Origin of the sequence: Streptomyces sp. NBC_00080 (assembly GCF_045041255.1) — a bacterium.
GTDB lineage: Bacteria > Actinomycetota > Actinomycetes > Streptomycetales > Streptomycetaceae > Streptomyces > Streptomyces coriariae.
This window is the reverse complement of the sequence record NZ_CP108235.1, coordinates 6,767,165-6,782,397: the sequence shown is the minus strand read 5'-3', so window position 1 is coordinate 6,782,397 and position 15,233 is coordinate 6,767,165. Positions and strand designations below refer to the sequence as shown.

The 15,233-nt window shown below is 72.1% G+C and carries 14 protein-coding genes and 2 pseudogenes; 10 read left to right on the top strand and 6 right to left on the bottom strand.

All coding sequences use genetic code 11. From position 1 onward, the window contains the following. Positions 1 to 8: 8 nt before the first annotated feature. Positions 9 to 230 carry a hypothetical protein gene (locus OHU34_RS30140; protein ID WP_142263913.1) on the bottom strand — a complete coding sequence of 74 codons (222 nt, stop codon included), beginning with the start codon at positions 228 to 230 and terminating at the stop codon, positions 9 to 11. A 123-nt stretch (positions 231 to 353) separates the two neighbouring features. Next, positions 354 to 998: a PhzF family phenazine biosynthesis protein gene (locus tag OHU34_RS30135; RefSeq protein ID WP_057599727.1), complete on the bottom strand. Its 645-nt coding sequence runs from the start codon at positions 996 to 998 to the stop codon at positions 354 to 356. A 139-nt stretch (positions 999 to 1,137) separates the two neighbouring features. Between OHU34_RS30135 and OHU34_RS30130 the strand changes: the two are divergent. The 6 genes and pseudogenes from OHU34_RS30130 to OHU34_RS30105 form a co-directional block, all read left to right on the top strand. Next, a pseudogene (locus OHU34_RS30130) lies at positions 1,138 to 1,465 on the top strand (iron chelate uptake ABC transporter family permease subunit); the annotation flags it as partial. Continuing rightward, positions 1,449 to 1,667 (top strand): annotated as a pseudogene (locus OHU34_RS30125) (hemin ABC transporter ATP-binding protein); the annotation flags it as partial. The pseudogenes OHU34_RS30130 and OHU34_RS30125, both read left to right, overlap by 17 nt. Positions 1,668 to 1,856: 189 nt before the next feature. Further along, the gene (efeO, locus tag OHU34_RS30120; protein WP_142263914.1) at positions 1,857 to 2,996 is read left to right on the top strand and encodes an iron uptake system protein EfeO; all 1,140 of its coding nucleotides are present in this window, start codon (positions 1,857 to 1,859) and stop codon (positions 2,994 to 2,996) included. Between the two features lie 15 nt (positions 2,997 to 3,011). After that, positions 3,012 to 4,268 (top strand): iron uptake transporter deferrochelatase/peroxidase subunit, encoded by a 1,257-nt coding sequence (gene efeB, locus OHU34_RS30115; protein ID WP_142263915.1) that lies wholly within the window; start codon positions 3,012 to 3,014, stop codon positions 4,266 to 4,268. 4 nt (positions 4,269 to 4,272) lie between these two features. After that, complete coding sequence (efeU, locus tag OHU34_RS30110; RefSeq protein WP_142263916.1) at positions 4,273 to 5,166, top strand: iron uptake transporter permease EfeU; 894 nt, start codon at positions 4,273 to 4,275, stop codon at positions 5,164 to 5,166. Then, positions 5,105 to 6,130: a hypothetical protein gene (locus OHU34_RS30105; RefSeq protein WP_230196022.1), complete on the top strand. Its 1,026-nt coding sequence runs from the start codon at positions 5,105 to 5,107 to the stop codon at positions 6,128 to 6,130. The genes efeU and OHU34_RS30105 overlap by 62 nt, the downstream gene beginning before the upstream one ends. Before the next feature lie 108 nt (positions 6,131 to 6,238). Here OHU34_RS30105 and OHU34_RS30100 read toward each other — a convergent pair whose 3' ends face one another. The 3 genes from OHU34_RS30100 to OHU34_RS30090 form a co-directional block, all read right to left on the bottom strand. Beyond that, on the bottom strand, positions 6,239 to 6,976 hold the full coding sequence (locus OHU34_RS30100; protein WP_142263917.1) for a bifunctional DNA primase/polymerase: 738 nt from the start codon (positions 6,974 to 6,976) through the stop codon (positions 6,239 to 6,241). 130 nt (positions 6,977 to 7,106) lie between these two features. Then, a complete protein-coding gene (locus OHU34_RS30095) occupies positions 7,107 to 7,739 on the bottom strand; it encodes a TetR/AcrR family transcriptional regulator (protein ID WP_142263918.1) in 633 nt (210 codons plus the stop codon). Between the two features lie 45 nt (positions 7,740 to 7,784). Further along, entirely contained in the window at positions 7,785 to 8,786 is a 1,002-nt protein-coding gene (locus OHU34_RS30090; protein ID WP_230196021.1) for a Gfo/Idh/MocA family protein, read from the bottom strand. 87 nt (positions 8,787 to 8,873) lie between these two features. Between OHU34_RS30090 and OHU34_RS30085 the strand changes: the two genes are divergently transcribed. From OHU34_RS30085 to OHU34_RS30075, 3 genes are read left to right on the top strand one after another with little or no spacing between them, the layout of a single operon-like run. Next, a complete protein-coding gene (locus tag OHU34_RS30085; protein ID WP_142263919.1) occupies positions 8,874 to 10,187 on the top strand; it encodes a multidrug effflux MFS transporter in 1,314 nt (437 codons plus the stop codon). Further along, a complete protein-coding gene (locus OHU34_RS30080) occupies positions 10,142 to 11,308 on the top strand; it encodes a serine hydrolase domain-containing protein (protein ID WP_405769257.1) in 1,167 nt (388 codons plus the stop codon). The genes OHU34_RS30085 and OHU34_RS30080 overlap by 46 nt, the downstream gene beginning before the upstream one ends. Before the next feature lie 47 nt (positions 11,309 to 11,355). After that, positions 11,356 to 12,342, top strand: coding sequence for a small ribosomal subunit Rsm22 family protein (locus OHU34_RS30075; RefSeq protein WP_142263921.1), 987 nt, complete (start codon positions 11,356 to 11,358; stop codon positions 12,340 to 12,342). 34 nt (positions 12,343 to 12,376) lie between these two features. Here OHU34_RS30075 and OHU34_RS30070 read toward each other — a convergent pair whose 3' ends face one another. Beyond that, the gene (locus OHU34_RS30070; protein ID WP_405769254.1) at positions 12,377 to 14,017 is read right to left on the bottom strand and encodes an alkaline phosphatase D family protein; all 1,641 of its coding nucleotides are present in this window, start codon (positions 14,015 to 14,017) and stop codon (positions 12,377 to 12,379) included. A 158-nt stretch (positions 14,018 to 14,175) separates the two neighbouring features. Between OHU34_RS30070 and OHU34_RS30065 the strand changes: the two genes are divergently transcribed. Continuing rightward, on the top strand, positions 14,176 to 15,036 hold the full coding sequence (locus OHU34_RS30065; RefSeq protein ID WP_142263923.1) for an SDR family oxidoreductase: 861 nt from the start codon (positions 14,176 to 14,178) through the stop codon (positions 15,034 to 15,036). Positions 15,037 to 15,233 lie beyond the last annotated feature (197 nt).

The following is a 15,233-nucleotide window of genomic DNA, read 5'->3' as shown; positions in this document are numbered from 1 at the left end:
GCGCCTGATCAGAATCGGTCGCAGTGCTTGCCGGCCCAGAAGATGTCGGCCGAGGACGTGTCGACCGCACCGATGTACGGGCTGCAGACACCCTCGTCCCCGCCGAAGTGGTGCTCGCGGGGCTCCTCGTGGTGCTGGCGGGGACCCTCGTCGGCGGTGGCGGTCGTCGCACCGGTGGCGGCGAGGGCGATGCCCAGGACGGTGGCGGCCAGAACTGAACGGATACGCATGGCGTTCCTCTCACGGGGCTCGAGTGTCACGCCCAGAGGTCCCCGTTCGCCTCCTCCCGCACACGCCAGACCACCCGTACGGCCGCGTAGAAGTACGCGGACGCCCGCGACCGGCCCTATGATTCAGCGCTCGAGGAACACGCGCCCGCCGATCTCCACCCACCCGTACGGCTGCGGGGCCGTCAGAATCTGGGAGCCCGCACCCTGGGTGATGTTCAGCGCACGGCCGAGCCGCTCGGTGAGCAGCAGCGCCGGCGCGCCCGTCGCCTCGATCTCGTCGACGCCGTCACCGCGGCCGGGGAAGCCGCGGGCGCGGATCCGGCCGGCCGGCTCGTCCTCCCAGGCCCAGGCGTAGATCCAGTCGCCGGCCGGCGGCACGGGGAGGTCGTCGACCTCGGCGGCGGTGGCGTACCGGTGGAACACGCACGGCGGGGCCCACTCCGCGCGCGCCTCGATCCAGGTGAACTCGCCGTCCAGGCGGGTGCCCACGGCGCCGGCCGGCGTGACGAGCTCGGGCACGTCGAGCAGCCAGGCGACGCCCACGCACGAGTGGTCCGCGAAGGACAGCCGCCGGGTGGGCGTGTAGACGTCGATGATCCCGCGCTCGGGGTCGTCGACGAACACCGTCTCGCCGAAGCCGAGTTTGGCCGCGAGGTCCTGCCGGTCCTCGCGGTCCGGCAGCACCGAACCTTCGCGGACCACGCCCAGTTCGTTGCCGTAGCCGCCGTTCGGCGCGCAGAAGACGCGGAGCACGTCGTAATCAGTCACCGGGGAATTGAAGCACCGTCGGCCGGCCGGGGCAGCCGAGCCACGGCGGGTGAAGGTTAGCCTAGCCTAACCTTCAGCCATGAGCGTCCTGGACAAGCCCGCCGACACCGGCGGCTCCGCCGAGAACGCCACCCCCGCAGCCCCCTTGCAGGGCGTCTTCGGCAACCCCCTCGCCGAACCGGGCGTCATCGGGATCTCCTCCGGCGCGGTGGTCGGCGCGGTCGCCTCGATCGCGTTCGGCCTGAACTTCCTCGGCAACTGGACGGTGTCGGCGTTCGCGTTCGCCGCCGGGCTCGGCACGGTCCTGCTGGTGTACGTGATGTCGCGCTCCGGCGGCCGCACCGAGGTGGTGACGCCGAATCCTCACCGGGATCGCCGTGAACGCCTTCGCGGGCGCGCTGATCGGGCTGCGCCTCTTCTTCGCGGACACGGCGGCGATCCAGCAGATCACCGGGGGACGCGCGGGTCGTGGTGCTGCACGATCCGGGGCTCCCCGCCGCCTGCGCGCACGGGGTCGCGGTCCTGTGCGCCGGGCGGTCGGCGGCGGACGGTCCGCCGGGCGAGGTGTTCACCGAGCGGCTGCTTTCGGATGTCTACGACCAGCCGGTCGAGGTGCTCGCACACCCCCGGACGGGAGCCGTACCGGTGACCCCGAAGCGGAATCTTTGAATCTCCTTTGACCATCCCTTGGGGTCCGTTTTGAGTCACCGTGATCGGCTCGTGCTCATACGGCGTCCATGAGAGGTGAATCACTGCACGGGCGGGTATCACGCAGGTAAGCCTTGGATAAGTTAGGCGAGGCTCACCAACCCTTGTGGGCCGCGTCACGCCCATATTCAGCCATCGCTGGGAGCCCGAATGCGAGCCGCCAGACTGTCCGTCGTCACCGCTGTCACCGCCGTGACCGCACTGACCGCCGTCACCGGCTGCACCTCCAAGAGCGACGCGAAAGACGGTGACCGCGTCATCAGCGTGACCGCCACCGACACCAAGTGCGTGACCTCCAAGAAGGAGATCTCCGCCGGACACGTCGAGCTCGCCATCGAGAACAAGGGTTCCAAGGTCACCGAGGTCTACATCCTCTTCCCGGACGACCGGATCGTCAGCGAGCGGGAGAACATCGGCCCCGGCACCAAGCAGCGGGTCACCGCCGAGGTGAAGGCCGGTGACTACCGGATCGCCTGCAAGCCCGGCATGAAGGGCACCGGCATACGCCAGGACCTCAAGGTCACCGGCGGCTCGGTCGCCAAGCGTGACCCGCGCCTGGACAAGGCCGTCGCCGCCTACCGCGAGTACGCGCAGGAGCAGGCCGACGCCACGCTGCCGCTCGTCGCGACCTTCGTCAAGGCGGTCAAGGCCGGCGACCTCGAAGCGGCCAAGGCGGCCTACGCGCCCTCCCGTATCGGCTGGGAGCGCACCGAGCCGGTCGCGGAGTCCTTCGGCGACATCGACCCGAAGGTCGACGTCCGCGCGGACGGCCTGGAGGCCGGCCAGACCTGGACCGGCTGGCACCGGCTGGAGAAGGCGCTCTGGCAGGACAAGAAGATCACCGCCGCGGAGAAGACCCTCGCCGACCAGCTCACCACCGACCTGACCGACTGGCAGAAGCGGGTCGGCAAGGCCGAGATCACCCCGACCTCCATGGCCAACGGTGCCAAGGAGCTCCTCGACGAGGTCGCCACCGGCAAGGTCACCGGCGAGGAGGAGCGCTACTCGCACACCGACCTCGTCGACTTCAAGGCCAACGTCGAGGGCGCCCAGAAGTCCTACGAGCTGCTCAAGCCGGTCGCCAAGGAGAACGACGCGGCCCTGGTCACCGAGCTGGACAAGCAGTTCGCCGCGCTGAACACGCTGCTGGACAAGTACCGCCCGAACACGTCCTCGTACGTGTTCACCGCGTACGACAAGGTCGCCGCCGCCGACCGCAAGGAACTGTCCGACGCGGTCAACGCGCTCGCCGAGCCGCTGTCCAAGCTCGCCGCCGCCGTGGCGAAGTAACCGAGGAGCCAGGACATGACCCAGACCCAGGGCAGCGTGCCTTCCCGCCGGTCGCTGATCGGCTGGGGCGGTGCCGGGCTCGCGCTCGGTGCCGCCGCGGCCGGCGGCGCGGTCGCGATGACCCGCACCGGCGAAGACGTCGATCCGGCGGCCGCCGAGGCGGGCGCCGCGGTCGGCTTCCACGGCAGCGTCCAGGCGGGCATCGCCACGCCCGTGCAGGACCGGCTGCACTTCGCCGCGTTCGACGTGACGACCACGGACCGCGCCGAGTTCGTCCGGCTGCTGAAGGACTGGACGGAGGCGGCCCGCCGGATGACGGCCGGGAAGGCGGTCGGCGAGGGCGCCTTCGGCGGTCTCGCCGAGGCGCCGCCGGACGACACCGGCGAGGCCCTGGGGCTCAAGCCGTCCCGGCTGACCCTGACGGTCGGCTTCGGGCCGTCGCTGTTCACCAAGTTCGGCCTCGCCGACCGGCGGCCCGACGCCCTGATCGACCTGCCCACGTTCGCCGGGGACGCGCTCGACGCGGCCCGCAGCAACGGCGACCTGTGCATCCAGGCCTGCGCCGACGATCCGCAGGTCGCCGTGCACGCGATCCGCAACCTGGCCCGGCTCGGCATGGGCAAGGTCGTCATCCGCTGGTCGCAGCTCGGCTTCGGCAAGACCTCGTCCACGACGCCCGACGCGCAGACCCCGCGCAACCTGATGGGCTTCAAGGACGGCACCCGCAACATCGCGGGCACCGAGACCGACCGGCTGGAGAAGTTCGTCTGGGTCGGCGAGAAGGACGTCAAGGAGAACTCGGCCTGGATGGTGGGCGGTTCCTATCTCGTCGCCCGCCGGATCCGGATGCACATCGAGACCTGGGACCGCACCTCGCTCCAGGAGCAGGAGGACATCTTCGGCCGCGACAAGGGCGAGGGCGCTCCGGTCGGCAAGGCCAAGGAGCGCGACGAGCCGTTCCTGAAGGCGATGAAGCCCGACGCGCACGTCCGGCTCGCGCACCCGGACTCCAACCACGGGGCGACGCTCCTGCGCCGCGGCTACTCCTTCACCGACGGCACCGACGGTCTGGGGCGGCTGGAGGCGGGGCTGTTCTTCCTCGCCTATCAGCGCGATGTGCGCGAGGGGTTCGTCCGCGTCCAGCGCAACCTCGCCACCGACGCCCTCAACGAATACATCCAGCACGTGGGTTCGGCCGTCTTCGCCGTCCCGCCGGGCGTCCGCGACAAGGACGACTGGTGGGGCCGGACGCTGTTCTCCAAGGAGGCTTGAGCCCGTGTTCTCCAACTATCTGATCGGACTGCGCGAGGGCCTGGAGGCCAGCCTCGTCGTCTGCATCCTCATCGCCTACCTGGTGAAGACGGACCGCAGGGACGCCCTCAAGCCGATCTGGATCGGCATCGGCGTCGCCGTCGCGCTCGCGCTCGGCTTCGGCTGCGTCCTCGAATTCGGCTCCCAGGAACTGACGTTCCAGGCGCAGGAGGCGCTCGGCGGCTCCCTGTCGATCCTCGCGGTCGGCCTGGTGACGTGGATGGTGTTCTGGATGCGGCGCACCGCCCGGCATCTGAAGTCGGAGCTGCACGGCAAGCTGGACGCGGCCCTCGCGATGGGCACCGGCGCCCTGGTCGCCACCGCCTTCCTCGCCGTCGGCCGCGAAGGCCTGGAGACCGCCCTGTTCGTGTGGGCGTCGGTGCACGCGGCCGGCGACGGCACCCCGCGCCCGCTGATCGGCGTGGCCCTGGGCCTGGCGACCGCCGTCCTGCTCGGCTGGCTGTTCTACCGCGGCGCGCTGAAGATCAACCTCGCCAAGTTCTTCACCTGGACCGGCGGCATGCTCGTCGTGGTGGCCGCGGGCGTGCTGGCGTACGGCGTCCACGACCTCCAGGAGGCCGACCTGGTCCCGGGCCTGAACAGCCTGGCCTTCGACATCACCGGCACCATTCCGCCGGACACCTGGTACGGCACCCTGCTGAAGGGCGTGTTCAACTTCCAGCCCGATCCGACGGTCCTCCAGGTCACGGTGTGGCTGCTGTACCTGGTCCCGACGCTCGCGCTGTTCCTCGCCCCGGTAGGGTTCGCCTCCGGGAAGGGGAAGGTGAAGTCGCCTGATGAGCAGGGAACGCAGCCTGACGACCGGGGTTCCGCGCAGTCGAAGGCTCCGCGCACGTGACCGGTACGCACTCGTAGCGGCGTCACTCACCGCCGTCTCGCTCACGGCGAGCGGCTGCGTGGTCGTCCACGGGGAGCTCGAACTGCTCCCGGCCGCCACGAAGGCGGAAGCCGTGAAGGCCGTCGAGCAGTTCACGTCCGCCTACAACAAGGCCGACGCGGCGTACGACAGTTCTCTGGACGCCGACTACACCACCGGTGCCCTCGGGATCATCGACGAGGCGCGGCTGAAGGCGGGTCGCGTCACCAACCCGGACGGCAACCCGCAGCACACACCGCTGGTGCTGTCGGACGTGAAGTACACGATCGTCGAGAAGGCGGGCTGGCCGCGCTGGTTCGTCGCCGACGCGAAGGGCAACAAGGGCGGCGACGCACGCTGGTTGATGGTGTTCAGCCGGGGCGAGCGGGCGGAGCGGTGGCAGGCGACCTATCTGACGCTGGTGGCGCCGGGCTCGGTACCGGAGTTCAAGCAGGCGGGCAAGGACGGCCACGCCGAGGCCGTACCCGCCGACTCCGCCGAACTGGCCGTCGCCCCGGAGGACTTGAGCAAGGACTACGCGGCGTACCTGCAGAGCGGCAAGGGTGCCTTCGCGGACGGCGCGTACACGAATACGCTGCGCTCGACCCGGGCGAAGAACGCCACCAAGCCGGGCCTGGCCACGCAGTACATCGACGAGCCGCTGACCGGCGGCGACTACGCGCCGCTGGCGCTGCGCACCGCGGACGGCGGGGCGCTGGTCTTCTTCACCACACACCACTACATGAAGCAGACCGCCGCGGCGGGCGCCGCCGTGCCCACGCCGAACAAGAACGTGGCCGCGCTGACGACCGGTGAGATCAAGCAGTCCCTGACGATGGAGTTCGTCGCCAACGACGTCGCCCTGGCCCCCGCGAAGGGCACGGGCAACGGCAAGGTGTCGATGCTCAGCCGCCTGGAGGGGCTGACGGCGGCGAAGGGCGCGTAGCGCTCCGCGGGCCGCATGGTGAGCCACCTGCGGGTGCGTCGGCACCTGCTGGTGCGTCGTGGCCGGTCGCGCAGTTCCCCGCGCCCCTTGCTGGGCCCGCGCCGGCTGTCAGTGACGCGAGGGCCAGGCCGTGTTCGCGTGGTCGGGCTCCTGGCCGGCGTGGCGGGCGCAGGCGTCCGTGAGGGTTTCGAGGAGGGTCAGCGGGTCGGGCAGCGCGTGCTCGGGTCCGCGCAGCCAGTGCACGCGACGGCCGTCGTCGCCGGGGAGCCGGGCGGGCGGTACCAGGACGTAGGAGCCACGGCAGTGCCAGCGCAGGCCGGGGTGCTCGTCCATGGTCTCGGGGTGGCAGTCCAGGGCGCACGGCCACCACTCGTCCTCGTCCTCGGGGGTGCCGCGGGTGAGGGTGAAGAACAGCATGCGGCCGTCGTCGCTCTCGGCGACCGGGCCGACGTCGACGCCGGAGTCGAGCAGCCGCTCCAGGGCCTGCCGGCCCGCCTCCAGCGGCACGTCGAGGACGTCGTGCGTCATGCCGGTGGCGGTGATGAAGTTGGCCTGCGGCTGATGGCGGGCCCAGCGCTCGATCTGCGCGCGGTCGGTCGTGGACTGCGTCTGCCAGGCGAAGGACACCGGGTGCCGGGCGGGGGTCGGACAGCCGACCCGGTCGCAGGAGCAGCCGTAGCCGGGAGCCGGGTGCGCGGCGGGCGCGAGCGGGAAGCCCGCTCCGGCGGCGGCCAGCAGCAGGGCCTCACGGTCGCCGTCGTCGGCGGCCTCCGTCGGGCCGCTCGTGCGCAGCCACTCCGAGATCTTGCCCCACAGGCCGGTCCGGCCGCCGAACTCCGCGCTCATCTGTCCCCTCGCCTCGCTGTGGTGCGGACAGCATGCCTCATGGTCCCACCATCCTGCGCATCGGGGGGCCGTAGCCGTGAATCGGGGCAGGTGGGACGGGTGGGGCCAGAGTGGCCTATGTGCGGCATGCTCACCGGGGCGCGAGACCGTGCAGGGCGTAGTCGACGAGGGTGTCGGTGTACTCGTAGGAGATCGGGCCCGTGTACTGGAGCCAGCGCTGGGCGAGCGGGGAGATGAAGAACTCCAGGGCGATGCGCGGGTCGAGGTCGGCGCGGACCTGGCCGGCCTCCTGCGCGGCGCGCAGCCGGTCGACGTACAGCCGGATGGACGGTTCCATCAGCTTGGCCGTGAACTCGCGGCCGACCTGTTCGTTGACCACGCCCTCGGCGGCCAGGGCCCGGGAGGGCGCCTCGAACCTGGGGTCCGTGAGCTGGTCGACGGTGGCCCGCAGGACGGCCTTGATGTCGGCGGCCAGGTCGCCGGTGTCGGGGATGACGTACGGCTCCTCCGCCGAGGCCCCCGCGTCCCGCGCCGCCTGTTCGCTGAGGTCGAGGAAGGCCTCCAGCAGGACGTCGGCCTTCGACCCCCACCAGCGGTAGATGGTCTGCTTGCCGACGCCCGCGCGGGCGGCGATTCCCTCGATCGTGGTCTTCGCGTAGCCGGTCTCCGCGACGAGGGCGAGCGCGGCGTCGTAGATGGCGCGCCGGGACCGCTCGCTGCGGCGGGTGGTGTCGGGGGCCGGCTTACCGGACTGGGTGACCATGGGTCGACGGTACCAAGCGGGTGAGACGGGACGTCTCGCGAACTGTCACGCGCCCTCGCCGGGATAGCGCACGCCGATCCGCTCGCGGACCGTGTCGAGGGTCCGCATGACGGCGAGGCTGCCGTCGAGCGGGACCAGCGGGGACTCGGTCTCGCCTGCCCGCAGCGCGCGCATGACCTCGCGGGCCTCGTGCCGGAACGTCGTCCGGGGTCCGTCGGCCGGGTCGGCGACGAACTCCTCGGGGTCACGCCCGTCGCGGTGCAGGACGAGGCGGTCGGGATGGAAGAAGCCGGACGGGATGTCGATCCGGCCGCGTGAGCCGGTGACGGAGGCGGTGGTGCCCGTACCGCCGGTCAGGGAGCAGTGCAGGGCGGCCAGCGCGCCTGAGTCCCAGGACAGGGCCAGCGCCGTCTGCAGGTCCACGCCCTCGGCGGACAGGACGGCCTGGGCGGCGATGCCCGAGGGCGCGCCGAGCAGGAGGTGGGCGAAGGAGACCGGGTAGACGCCGAGGTCGAGGAGGGCGCCGCCGCCCTGGGCGGGGTCGCGCAGCCGGTGCGAGGGCGGGAAGGGGCCTTCGAGGCCGAAGTCGGCCTGCACGGTGCGGACCTCGCCGATCGCGCCGTCGTCGACGAGGGCCTTGAGGCGGCGGATCACCGGGTTGCAGTACATCCACATGGCTTCCATGAGGAAGCGGTCGTGCTCCCCGGCCAGCGCGACCAGCTCTTCGGCCTCGCGCAGGTTCAGCGTGAACGCCTTCTCGCACAGCACGTTCCGCCCGGCCTCCAGGCAGAGTCCGGCGGCGGTGCGGTGGGCGGCGTGCGGGGTGGCGACGTAGACGACATCGATGTCCTCGTCGGCGGCGAGCGCGGCCCAGTCGCCGTAGGCCCGGGGTATGCCGAACCGGTCGGCGAACGCCTTCGCGGAGACCTCGGAGCGCGAGGCGACCGCGACGACCTCGGCGTCGGGCAGGTCGATCAGATCCGCCGTGAACGCGGCGGCGATCCCGCCGGTCGCCAGGATGCCCCACCGCACCGTGTCCGTCGTCATACCCCGCCCCGTCCTCGTGCCGTCCCAGCAGTGTGTTCGAGCTGAGAGCATAGGCGGCACAGATGTCGGAGAGGGAGGGACGGCCGGATGCCGGAGGGTGGGGCCATACCTGACGCGGCGCCGGAGGCCGTGACGGACCGGGGTACGCGCACGGGCGAGGGAGCGGGGCCGACGCTGTCCGCCCGGCGCCGGGCCGGGCTGCTCGTCACGCTCGTGCTGGGCGGGCTGACCGCCACTCCCCCGCTCTCGATGGACATGTACCTCCCGGCGCTGCCGGAGGTGACCCGCTCCCTGCACGCGCCCGCCGCGACGGTGCAGCTCACGCTGACCGCGTGCCTGGCCGGTATGGCGCTGGGGCAGCTGGTGGTCGGCCCGATGAGCGACCGGTGGGGGCGCAGGCGCCCGCTGCTGGCCGGACTCGTCGTCTACGTCGTGGCGACCGCCCTGTGCGCCCTGGCGCCCACCGTCGAGCTCCTGGTCGCCTGCCGGCTGCTGCAGGGGCTCGCGGGCGCGGCCGGGATCGTGATCGCGCGGGCCGTCGTACGCGATCTGTACGACGGCGTGGCGATGGCCCGGTTCTTCTCCACCCTGATGCTGATCTCCGGGGTCGCCCCGGTCGTGGCGCCGCTGATCGGCGCGCAGATCCTGCGGGCGACGGACTGGCGGGGCGTGTTCGTGCTCCTGACGGGGGTGGGGCTGCTGCTGGCGGTGGTGGTGTGGACCCGGCTGCCGGAGACGCTGCCCGCCGCCGAGCGCCACGCGGGCGGGGTCGGCGAGGCCCTGCGCTCGATGCGCCGACTCCTCGGCGACCTGCCCTTCACCGGGTACATGCTCACGGGCGGTTTCACCTTCGCCGCGCTGTTCGCGTACATCAGCGCCTCACCGTTCGTGGTCCAGGAGATCTACGGCGCCTCCCCGCAGACGTTCGGCCTGCTGTTCGGTGTGAACTCGGTCGGTCTGGTGCTGATCGGCCAGGTCAACGGCAGGGTGCTGGTGGGCCGCGTCCGGCTGGACCGGGTCCTGGCCGTCGGTCTCGCGGTGATCGTGCTGGCCGCGACCGCCCTGCTGCTGATGACGACGGGTGTGTTCGGCGAGGTCGGGCTGGCGCCGGTGGCCGCCGCGTTGTTCGTCCTGATGTCCGCGATGGGCGTCACGCTGCCCAACGCGCAGACCCTCGCCCTGATGCGGGTCCGGCACTCCGCCGGGTCCGCCTCCGCGCTCCTCGGTACGTCCTCCTTCCTCATCGGCGCGATCGCCTCGCCGCTCGTCGGGATCGCCGGCGAGCACACGGCCGTCCCGATGGCCGTCGTCCAGTTGGCCGCCGCACTGGTGGCGGTGGCCTGCTTCGTGGGAATGTGCCGTCCCTGGACGAAGACGGGCGCGGAAGGAGCAGTGAGCTGAGCGCACCGAGACTGCGCGTCGACACACCGGAACGGGCCGGGCTCGACCCCGCGGAGACGCGACTCCTCGTCCGCGACGTCGTGGACCTCACCACCGGCGACCGGCCCTGGGCGGCGGGTGCCGTCGTGGTCGCCGGGCGTGGCCCGGTGATCGCCGTGCGGGAGGCGGTGGGCTGGGCGGTGCGGTACTCGGCGTACGACCCGGCGGCCGACGCCGGGGTGGAGCTCCCCGCCGGGGCGCGGATCCCGATGACCGTCGACACCCCTTTCGACCTGGCGTCCCTCACCAAACTGTTCACCTCGGTCGCGGCGGTGCAGCAGATCGAGCGCGGCACGCTCGGCATCGATGCCCGGGTGGGCGCCTATCTGCCCGACTTCCACGCGGCCGCCGCCCACGGCATCACCGTCCGCCAGCTCCTCACCCACACCTCCGGGCTGCGCCCCGAGCTGCCCCTGTACGAATGCGCGGACGACGCCCGGCGGTGGGCGCTGCTACGCGCGGAGACGCCGGTCGGCGCACCGGGCACGTACATGTACTCGGACCTGAACATGCTGCTGCTCCAGCAGCTCCTGGAGCGGCTGACCGGCCGCACCCTCGACGTCCTCGTGCGGGAGGGGATCACCCGTCCGCTGGGCATGGCCTCGACCGACTTCGGCCCGTGCCCCGGCGCGGCGGCGACCGAGGACCAGCGGCGGCCGTGGGCGAAGGCGGACCGGGGGATGCTGCGGGGCGTGGTGCACGACGAGAACGCCTGGGCGTTGGGCGGGGTGGCCGGTCACGCCGGGCTGTTCTCCACGGGCCACGACCTCGCGGTGTTCTGCCGCACCCTGCTGTCGGGCGGTTCGTACGGTACCGCCCGGATCCTGGGCCCCGACTTCGTGGAGCTCCTGCTGACCCCGCCGGGGCTGGGCTTCGCGGTGGACCAGTCGTGGTTCATGGGCGAGCTGGCGGGTGAGGGTGCGGCGGGGCACACCGGGTTCACCGGGACCTCGCTGGTGCTGGATCCCGCGACGGACACGTTCGTGGTGCTGCTGGCGAACACGGTGCATCCGAGGCGACGGGTGCCGGACAGCGGGCCGCGGGCTCTGGTGGGGACGCGGTTGGCGATGGCGGTGCGGTGAAGGCCGGTGCGGTGAGGGCAGTGGCCCGGACCTGAGAAAATCCGGGGGTGAACGTCTCCGTATCCGTTTCCGAGACCCTCCGCGGTGCCCTGACGGACCTGCTCGACGGGCTGCCGCCCAAGCAGGCCGGACAGGCCGTCGAGCGGCTCATCGCCAACTACCGGGGCGCCACCCCCACCGACGCCCCCATCCTGCGCGACCGGGCGGACGTGGTCGCGTACGCCGCGTACCGGATGCCGGCGACCTTCGAGGCGGTGCGGTCGGCGCTGGAGGCGTTCGCGGACGCCGTGCCGCAGTGGTCGCCGGCCAGTCATGTGGACGTGGGCGGCGGCACGGGCGCGGCGACCTGGGCGGTGAGTTCCACCTGGGACGGGACGCGCCCGGTGACCGTGCTGGACTGGGCTGAGCCCGCCCTTGCGCTCGGCCGCGAGGTCGCCGCGGCGCACCCGGCGCTGCGCGGCGCCCGCTGGCAGCGCGCCCGCATCGGCACGGCCCTCGCCCTGGAACCCACGGACCTGGTCACTGTCTCCTACGTCCTCAACGAGCTGGCCGCCGCCGACCGGGCCGTGCTGGTGGACGCCGCCGCGTCGGCCGCGCAGGCCGTGGTGATCGTCGAGCCGGGCACGCCGGACGGTTACGCCCGGGTGATCGAGGCCCGCGACCGGCTGATCGCCGCCGGGTTCCGGGTCGCCGCGCCCTGCCCGCACAGCGCGGCCTGTCCGATCGTGCCCGGCACGGACTGGTGCCACTTCTCGGCGCGGGTCAGCCGCTCCTCCCTGCACCGGCAGGTCAAGGGCGGCTCGCTGCCCTACGAGGACGAGAAGTTCAGTTATGTCGCCGCGGCCCGGTTCCCCGTCTCCCCCGTCTCCTCGCGGGTGGTCCGGCGACCGCAGATCCGCAAGGGTCAGGTGCTCCTCGACCTGTGCGAGGCCGAGGAGCGGCTGAGCCGTACGACGGTGACGAAGAGGCACGGCGACCTGTACCGGGCGGCCCGGGACGCCGACTGGGGCGATGCCTGGCCGCCGGCCCCGTGAGCGTCGTGAGCCTCGTGGTTGCGGCGCAGGCGGCTCAGGCGGGCTTGAGCCCCTGGTCGCCGACCTCCGTCACGAAGGAGGCGGCCGTGGTGAGGGGGGCGCCCTGCGTGGTGACGTGGGGGACGGTCTTGAAGTCGGCGCGGGCGAGGTCGCGGCCGAGCGAGACGGTCGCGTAGCCGCGCAGGCCGTTGTAGAACCTCAGGTGCGGGTTGGCGGCCATGAAGGTGGCCCAGTTGGCGGGCTTCGCCGAGCCGTTGCCGCCGCTGGAGATCGACGAGGTGACGATCTCCGTGCCGAGCGTCTTCGACGCCTGGTCGTCGAAGTCCTTCTTGATGTCGAAGCCGTAGTGCACATGGACGTCGCCGGTGAGGACCATCAGGTTCTCGACGCCGGCGGCCTGGGCGCCGGTCAGGATCCGCTCGCGGGAGGCCGGGTAGCCGTCCCAGGAGTCCATGGAGACCTGGGAGGGCACGGTGGTGGAGTTGTACCGCCGGGCGAAGGTGACCTGCTGCGGGACCACGTTCCACAGGGCGCGCGAGCGGTGCCAGCCGTCGATCAGCCAGCGCTCCTGGGCGCCGCCGGTCAGAGTGCGGGCCGGGTCCACCGACTCGGGGCCCGGGACCTTCCAGCCGTCGCCGTACGCCTGGTCGGAGCGGTACTGGCGGGTGTCGAGGACGTCGAACTGGGCGAGCCTGCCCCAGTGGAGGCGAGGGTAGAGCCTGAGGTCGGGGCCGTCGGGGAGCTGCGGGCGGCGCAGCGGCTGGTTCTCCCAGTAGGCGCGGTAGGCGGCGGCCCGGCGGATGAGGAACTCCTCGGCGGGGTCGTCGTTCTCCGACACCGCGCCCGCGTAGTTGTTCTCGGTCTCGTGGTCGTCCCAGGTGACGACGAACGGGTGGGCGGCGTGCGCGGCCAGCAGGTCCGGGTCGGACTTGTACAGCGCGTACTTGAGGCGGTAGTCGTCCAGCGTCACCATCTCGTGGCCGTAGACGGCGGGCACGGTCCCGGCCGGGTAGGCGCGGGCGCCTCCGACACCGCTGACGGCGTACTCGTAGAGGTAGTCGCCGAGGTGCAGGACGAGGTCCACGTCGTCCTCGGCGAGGTGCTTGTACGCGGTGAAGTAGCCCTGGTCGTAGCGCTGGCAGGAGACCACGCCGACGGTGAGGGCGGCCGCTTTCGCGCCGGGGGCGGGGGCGGTCCGGGTGCGGCCGGTACGGCTGATCCAGGTGCCCGCCTTGAAGCGGTAGTAGTACACCCGGTCGTTCCCGAGGCCGTCGACCTGGACGTGCACGCTGTGGCCGAACTCCGGGTGGGCGAGGGTGGTGCCGCGTCTGACGGGCCGGCGGAAGGTCTCGTCGAGGGCCAGTTCCCAGTGCACGGTGATCCGCCGGGCGGGCAGTCCGCCGTCCGCCTGGTACGGGACGGGCGCGAGGCGGGTCCAGAGGAGGACGGAGCCGGGCAGTGGGTCGCCGGAGGCGACGCCGAGGGTGAAGGGGTCGGCGGTGAGCCGCGCCGGGTCGAGTTCGGCGGCGGCCGCGGTACCGGCGGCGGGCAGGTTCACCGTGAAGGCGAGCGCGGCCGCGGCCGCGGTACCGGTGAGGAAGCGACGGCGCCCCAAGTGGCGTGCGGTGGCACGGAGTTCGGGGGCGTGCTGGGACTGGTGGGCTGCGGGTGTCATTCCGGTCCTCCCCTGAGAAGTGGCGGCAGAAGGCATTGGAGTGGCCGGAGACGGCTCGCGGGCATCGTCGGGTTGGCGCGTACACAACAGTCGGATGTCGGACGCGTGCGTCCCGCATGCCGGATCCGAGGGTGGGGGCTCACGTACGCTGCGGGCCCATGAATGCCGAGAACCCCGAGAACCCCGAGACCACCGAGACCACCGAGGCAGCCCAGGGCACCCAGGGCACCCAGGGCACCCAGGGCCCCCGGGCCGCCGGTCGATCCGCCGGACGGCCGAAGATCGCGATCGTCACCGGCGCCGGTTCCGGGATCGGACGGGCGGTGTCCGTGGAACTGCTGCGCGCGGGCTGGTCGGTGGCGCTGGCCGGGCGGCGCGCCGAGACCCTGCACGCCACGGCCGCACTGGTACCCCAGGGCACGCATCTCGCCGTACGGACGGACGTCTCACGCCCGGAGGAGGTGGCGGCCCTCTTCGACGCCGTGCGGGACCGCTTCGGGCGGCTGGACCTGCTGTTCAACAACGCCGGTACCTTCGGTCCCGGCGGCGTGCCGTTCGAGGAACTCCCCTACGACGCCTGGCGGCACGTGGTGGACACCAACCTCAACGGGGCGTTCCTGTGCGCACAGGGGGCGTACCGGCAGATGAAGGAGCAGGATCCGCGGGGCGGCCGGATCATCAACAACGGGTCCGTCTCGGCGCACGCGCCCCGCCCGCTGTCGGCGCCCTACACGGCGACCAAGCACGCCCTCACCGGCCTGACGAAGTCCCTTTCGCTGGACGGCCGGGCGTACGGCATCGCGGTGGGCCAGATCGACATCGGCAACGCGGCCACCGACATGACGGCGCGGATGCAGACGGGCGCGTTGCAGGCGAACGGCGAGACCGCGCCGGAACCGGTGATGGACGTCGCCGACGTGGCGCGCACGGTGCGGCACATGGCGGAGCTGCCACTGGAGGCGAACGTGCAGTTCGCGACGGTGCTGGCGACGGCGATGCCGTACGTGGGACGGGGCTGAGGGCACCCGCCGAGGGCGGGCCGTGGTCGGCGCGCCGGTCGTCAACTCGTCAACCTGCACAAGCGGAGTTTCTCCGTCCGCACCATTGCGGCCGGTGGCGGACCTATGCTCAACTCTTCTCCACGATAACTTCACACTTGAAGTACGACAGTTCCGCCCCGTACCACCACAAGCCACACCGAGGGGGAGGGGCAGCC

Bases quoted from the DNA above. Each gene is read 5' to 3' on its own strand.
- OHU34_RS30140 (WP_142263913.1), bottom strand. From the start codon at position 230: ATGCGTATCCGTTCAGTTCTGGCCGCCACCGTCCTGGGCATCGCCCTC.
- efeO (WP_142263914.1), top strand. From the start codon at position 1,857: ATGCGAGCCGCCAGACTGTCCGTCGTCACCGCTGTCACCGCCGTGACC.
- efeB (WP_142263915.1), top strand. From the start codon at position 3,012: ATGACCCAGACCCAGGGCAGCGTGCCTTCCCGCCGGTCGCTGATCGGC.
- OHU34_RS30105 (WP_230196022.1), top strand. From the start codon at position 5,105: ATGAGCAGGGAACGCAGCCTGACGACCGGGGTTCCGCGCAGTCGAAGG.
- OHU34_RS30100 (WP_142263917.1), bottom strand. From the start codon at position 6,976: ATGAGCGCGGAGTTCGGCGGCCGGACCGGCCTGTGGGGCAAGATCTCG.
- OHU34_RS30095 (WP_142263918.1), bottom strand. From the start codon at position 7,739: ATGGTCACCCAGTCCGGTAAGCCGGCCCCCGACACCACCCGCCGCAGC.
- OHU34_RS30090 (WP_230196021.1), bottom strand. From the start codon at position 8,786: ATGACGACGGACACGGTGCGGTGGGGCATCCTGGCGACCGGCGGGATC.
- OHU34_RS30085 (WP_142263919.1), top strand. From the start codon at position 8,874: ATGCCGGAGGGTGGGGCCATACCTGACGCGGCGCCGGAGGCCGTGACG.
- OHU34_RS30070 (WP_405769254.1), bottom strand. From the start codon at position 14,017: ATGACACCCGCAGCCCACCAGTCCCAGCACGCCCCCGAACTCCGTGCC.
- OHU34_RS30065 (WP_142263923.1), top strand. From the start codon at position 14,176: ATGAATGCCGAGAACCCCGAGAACCCCGAGACCACCGAGACCACCGAG.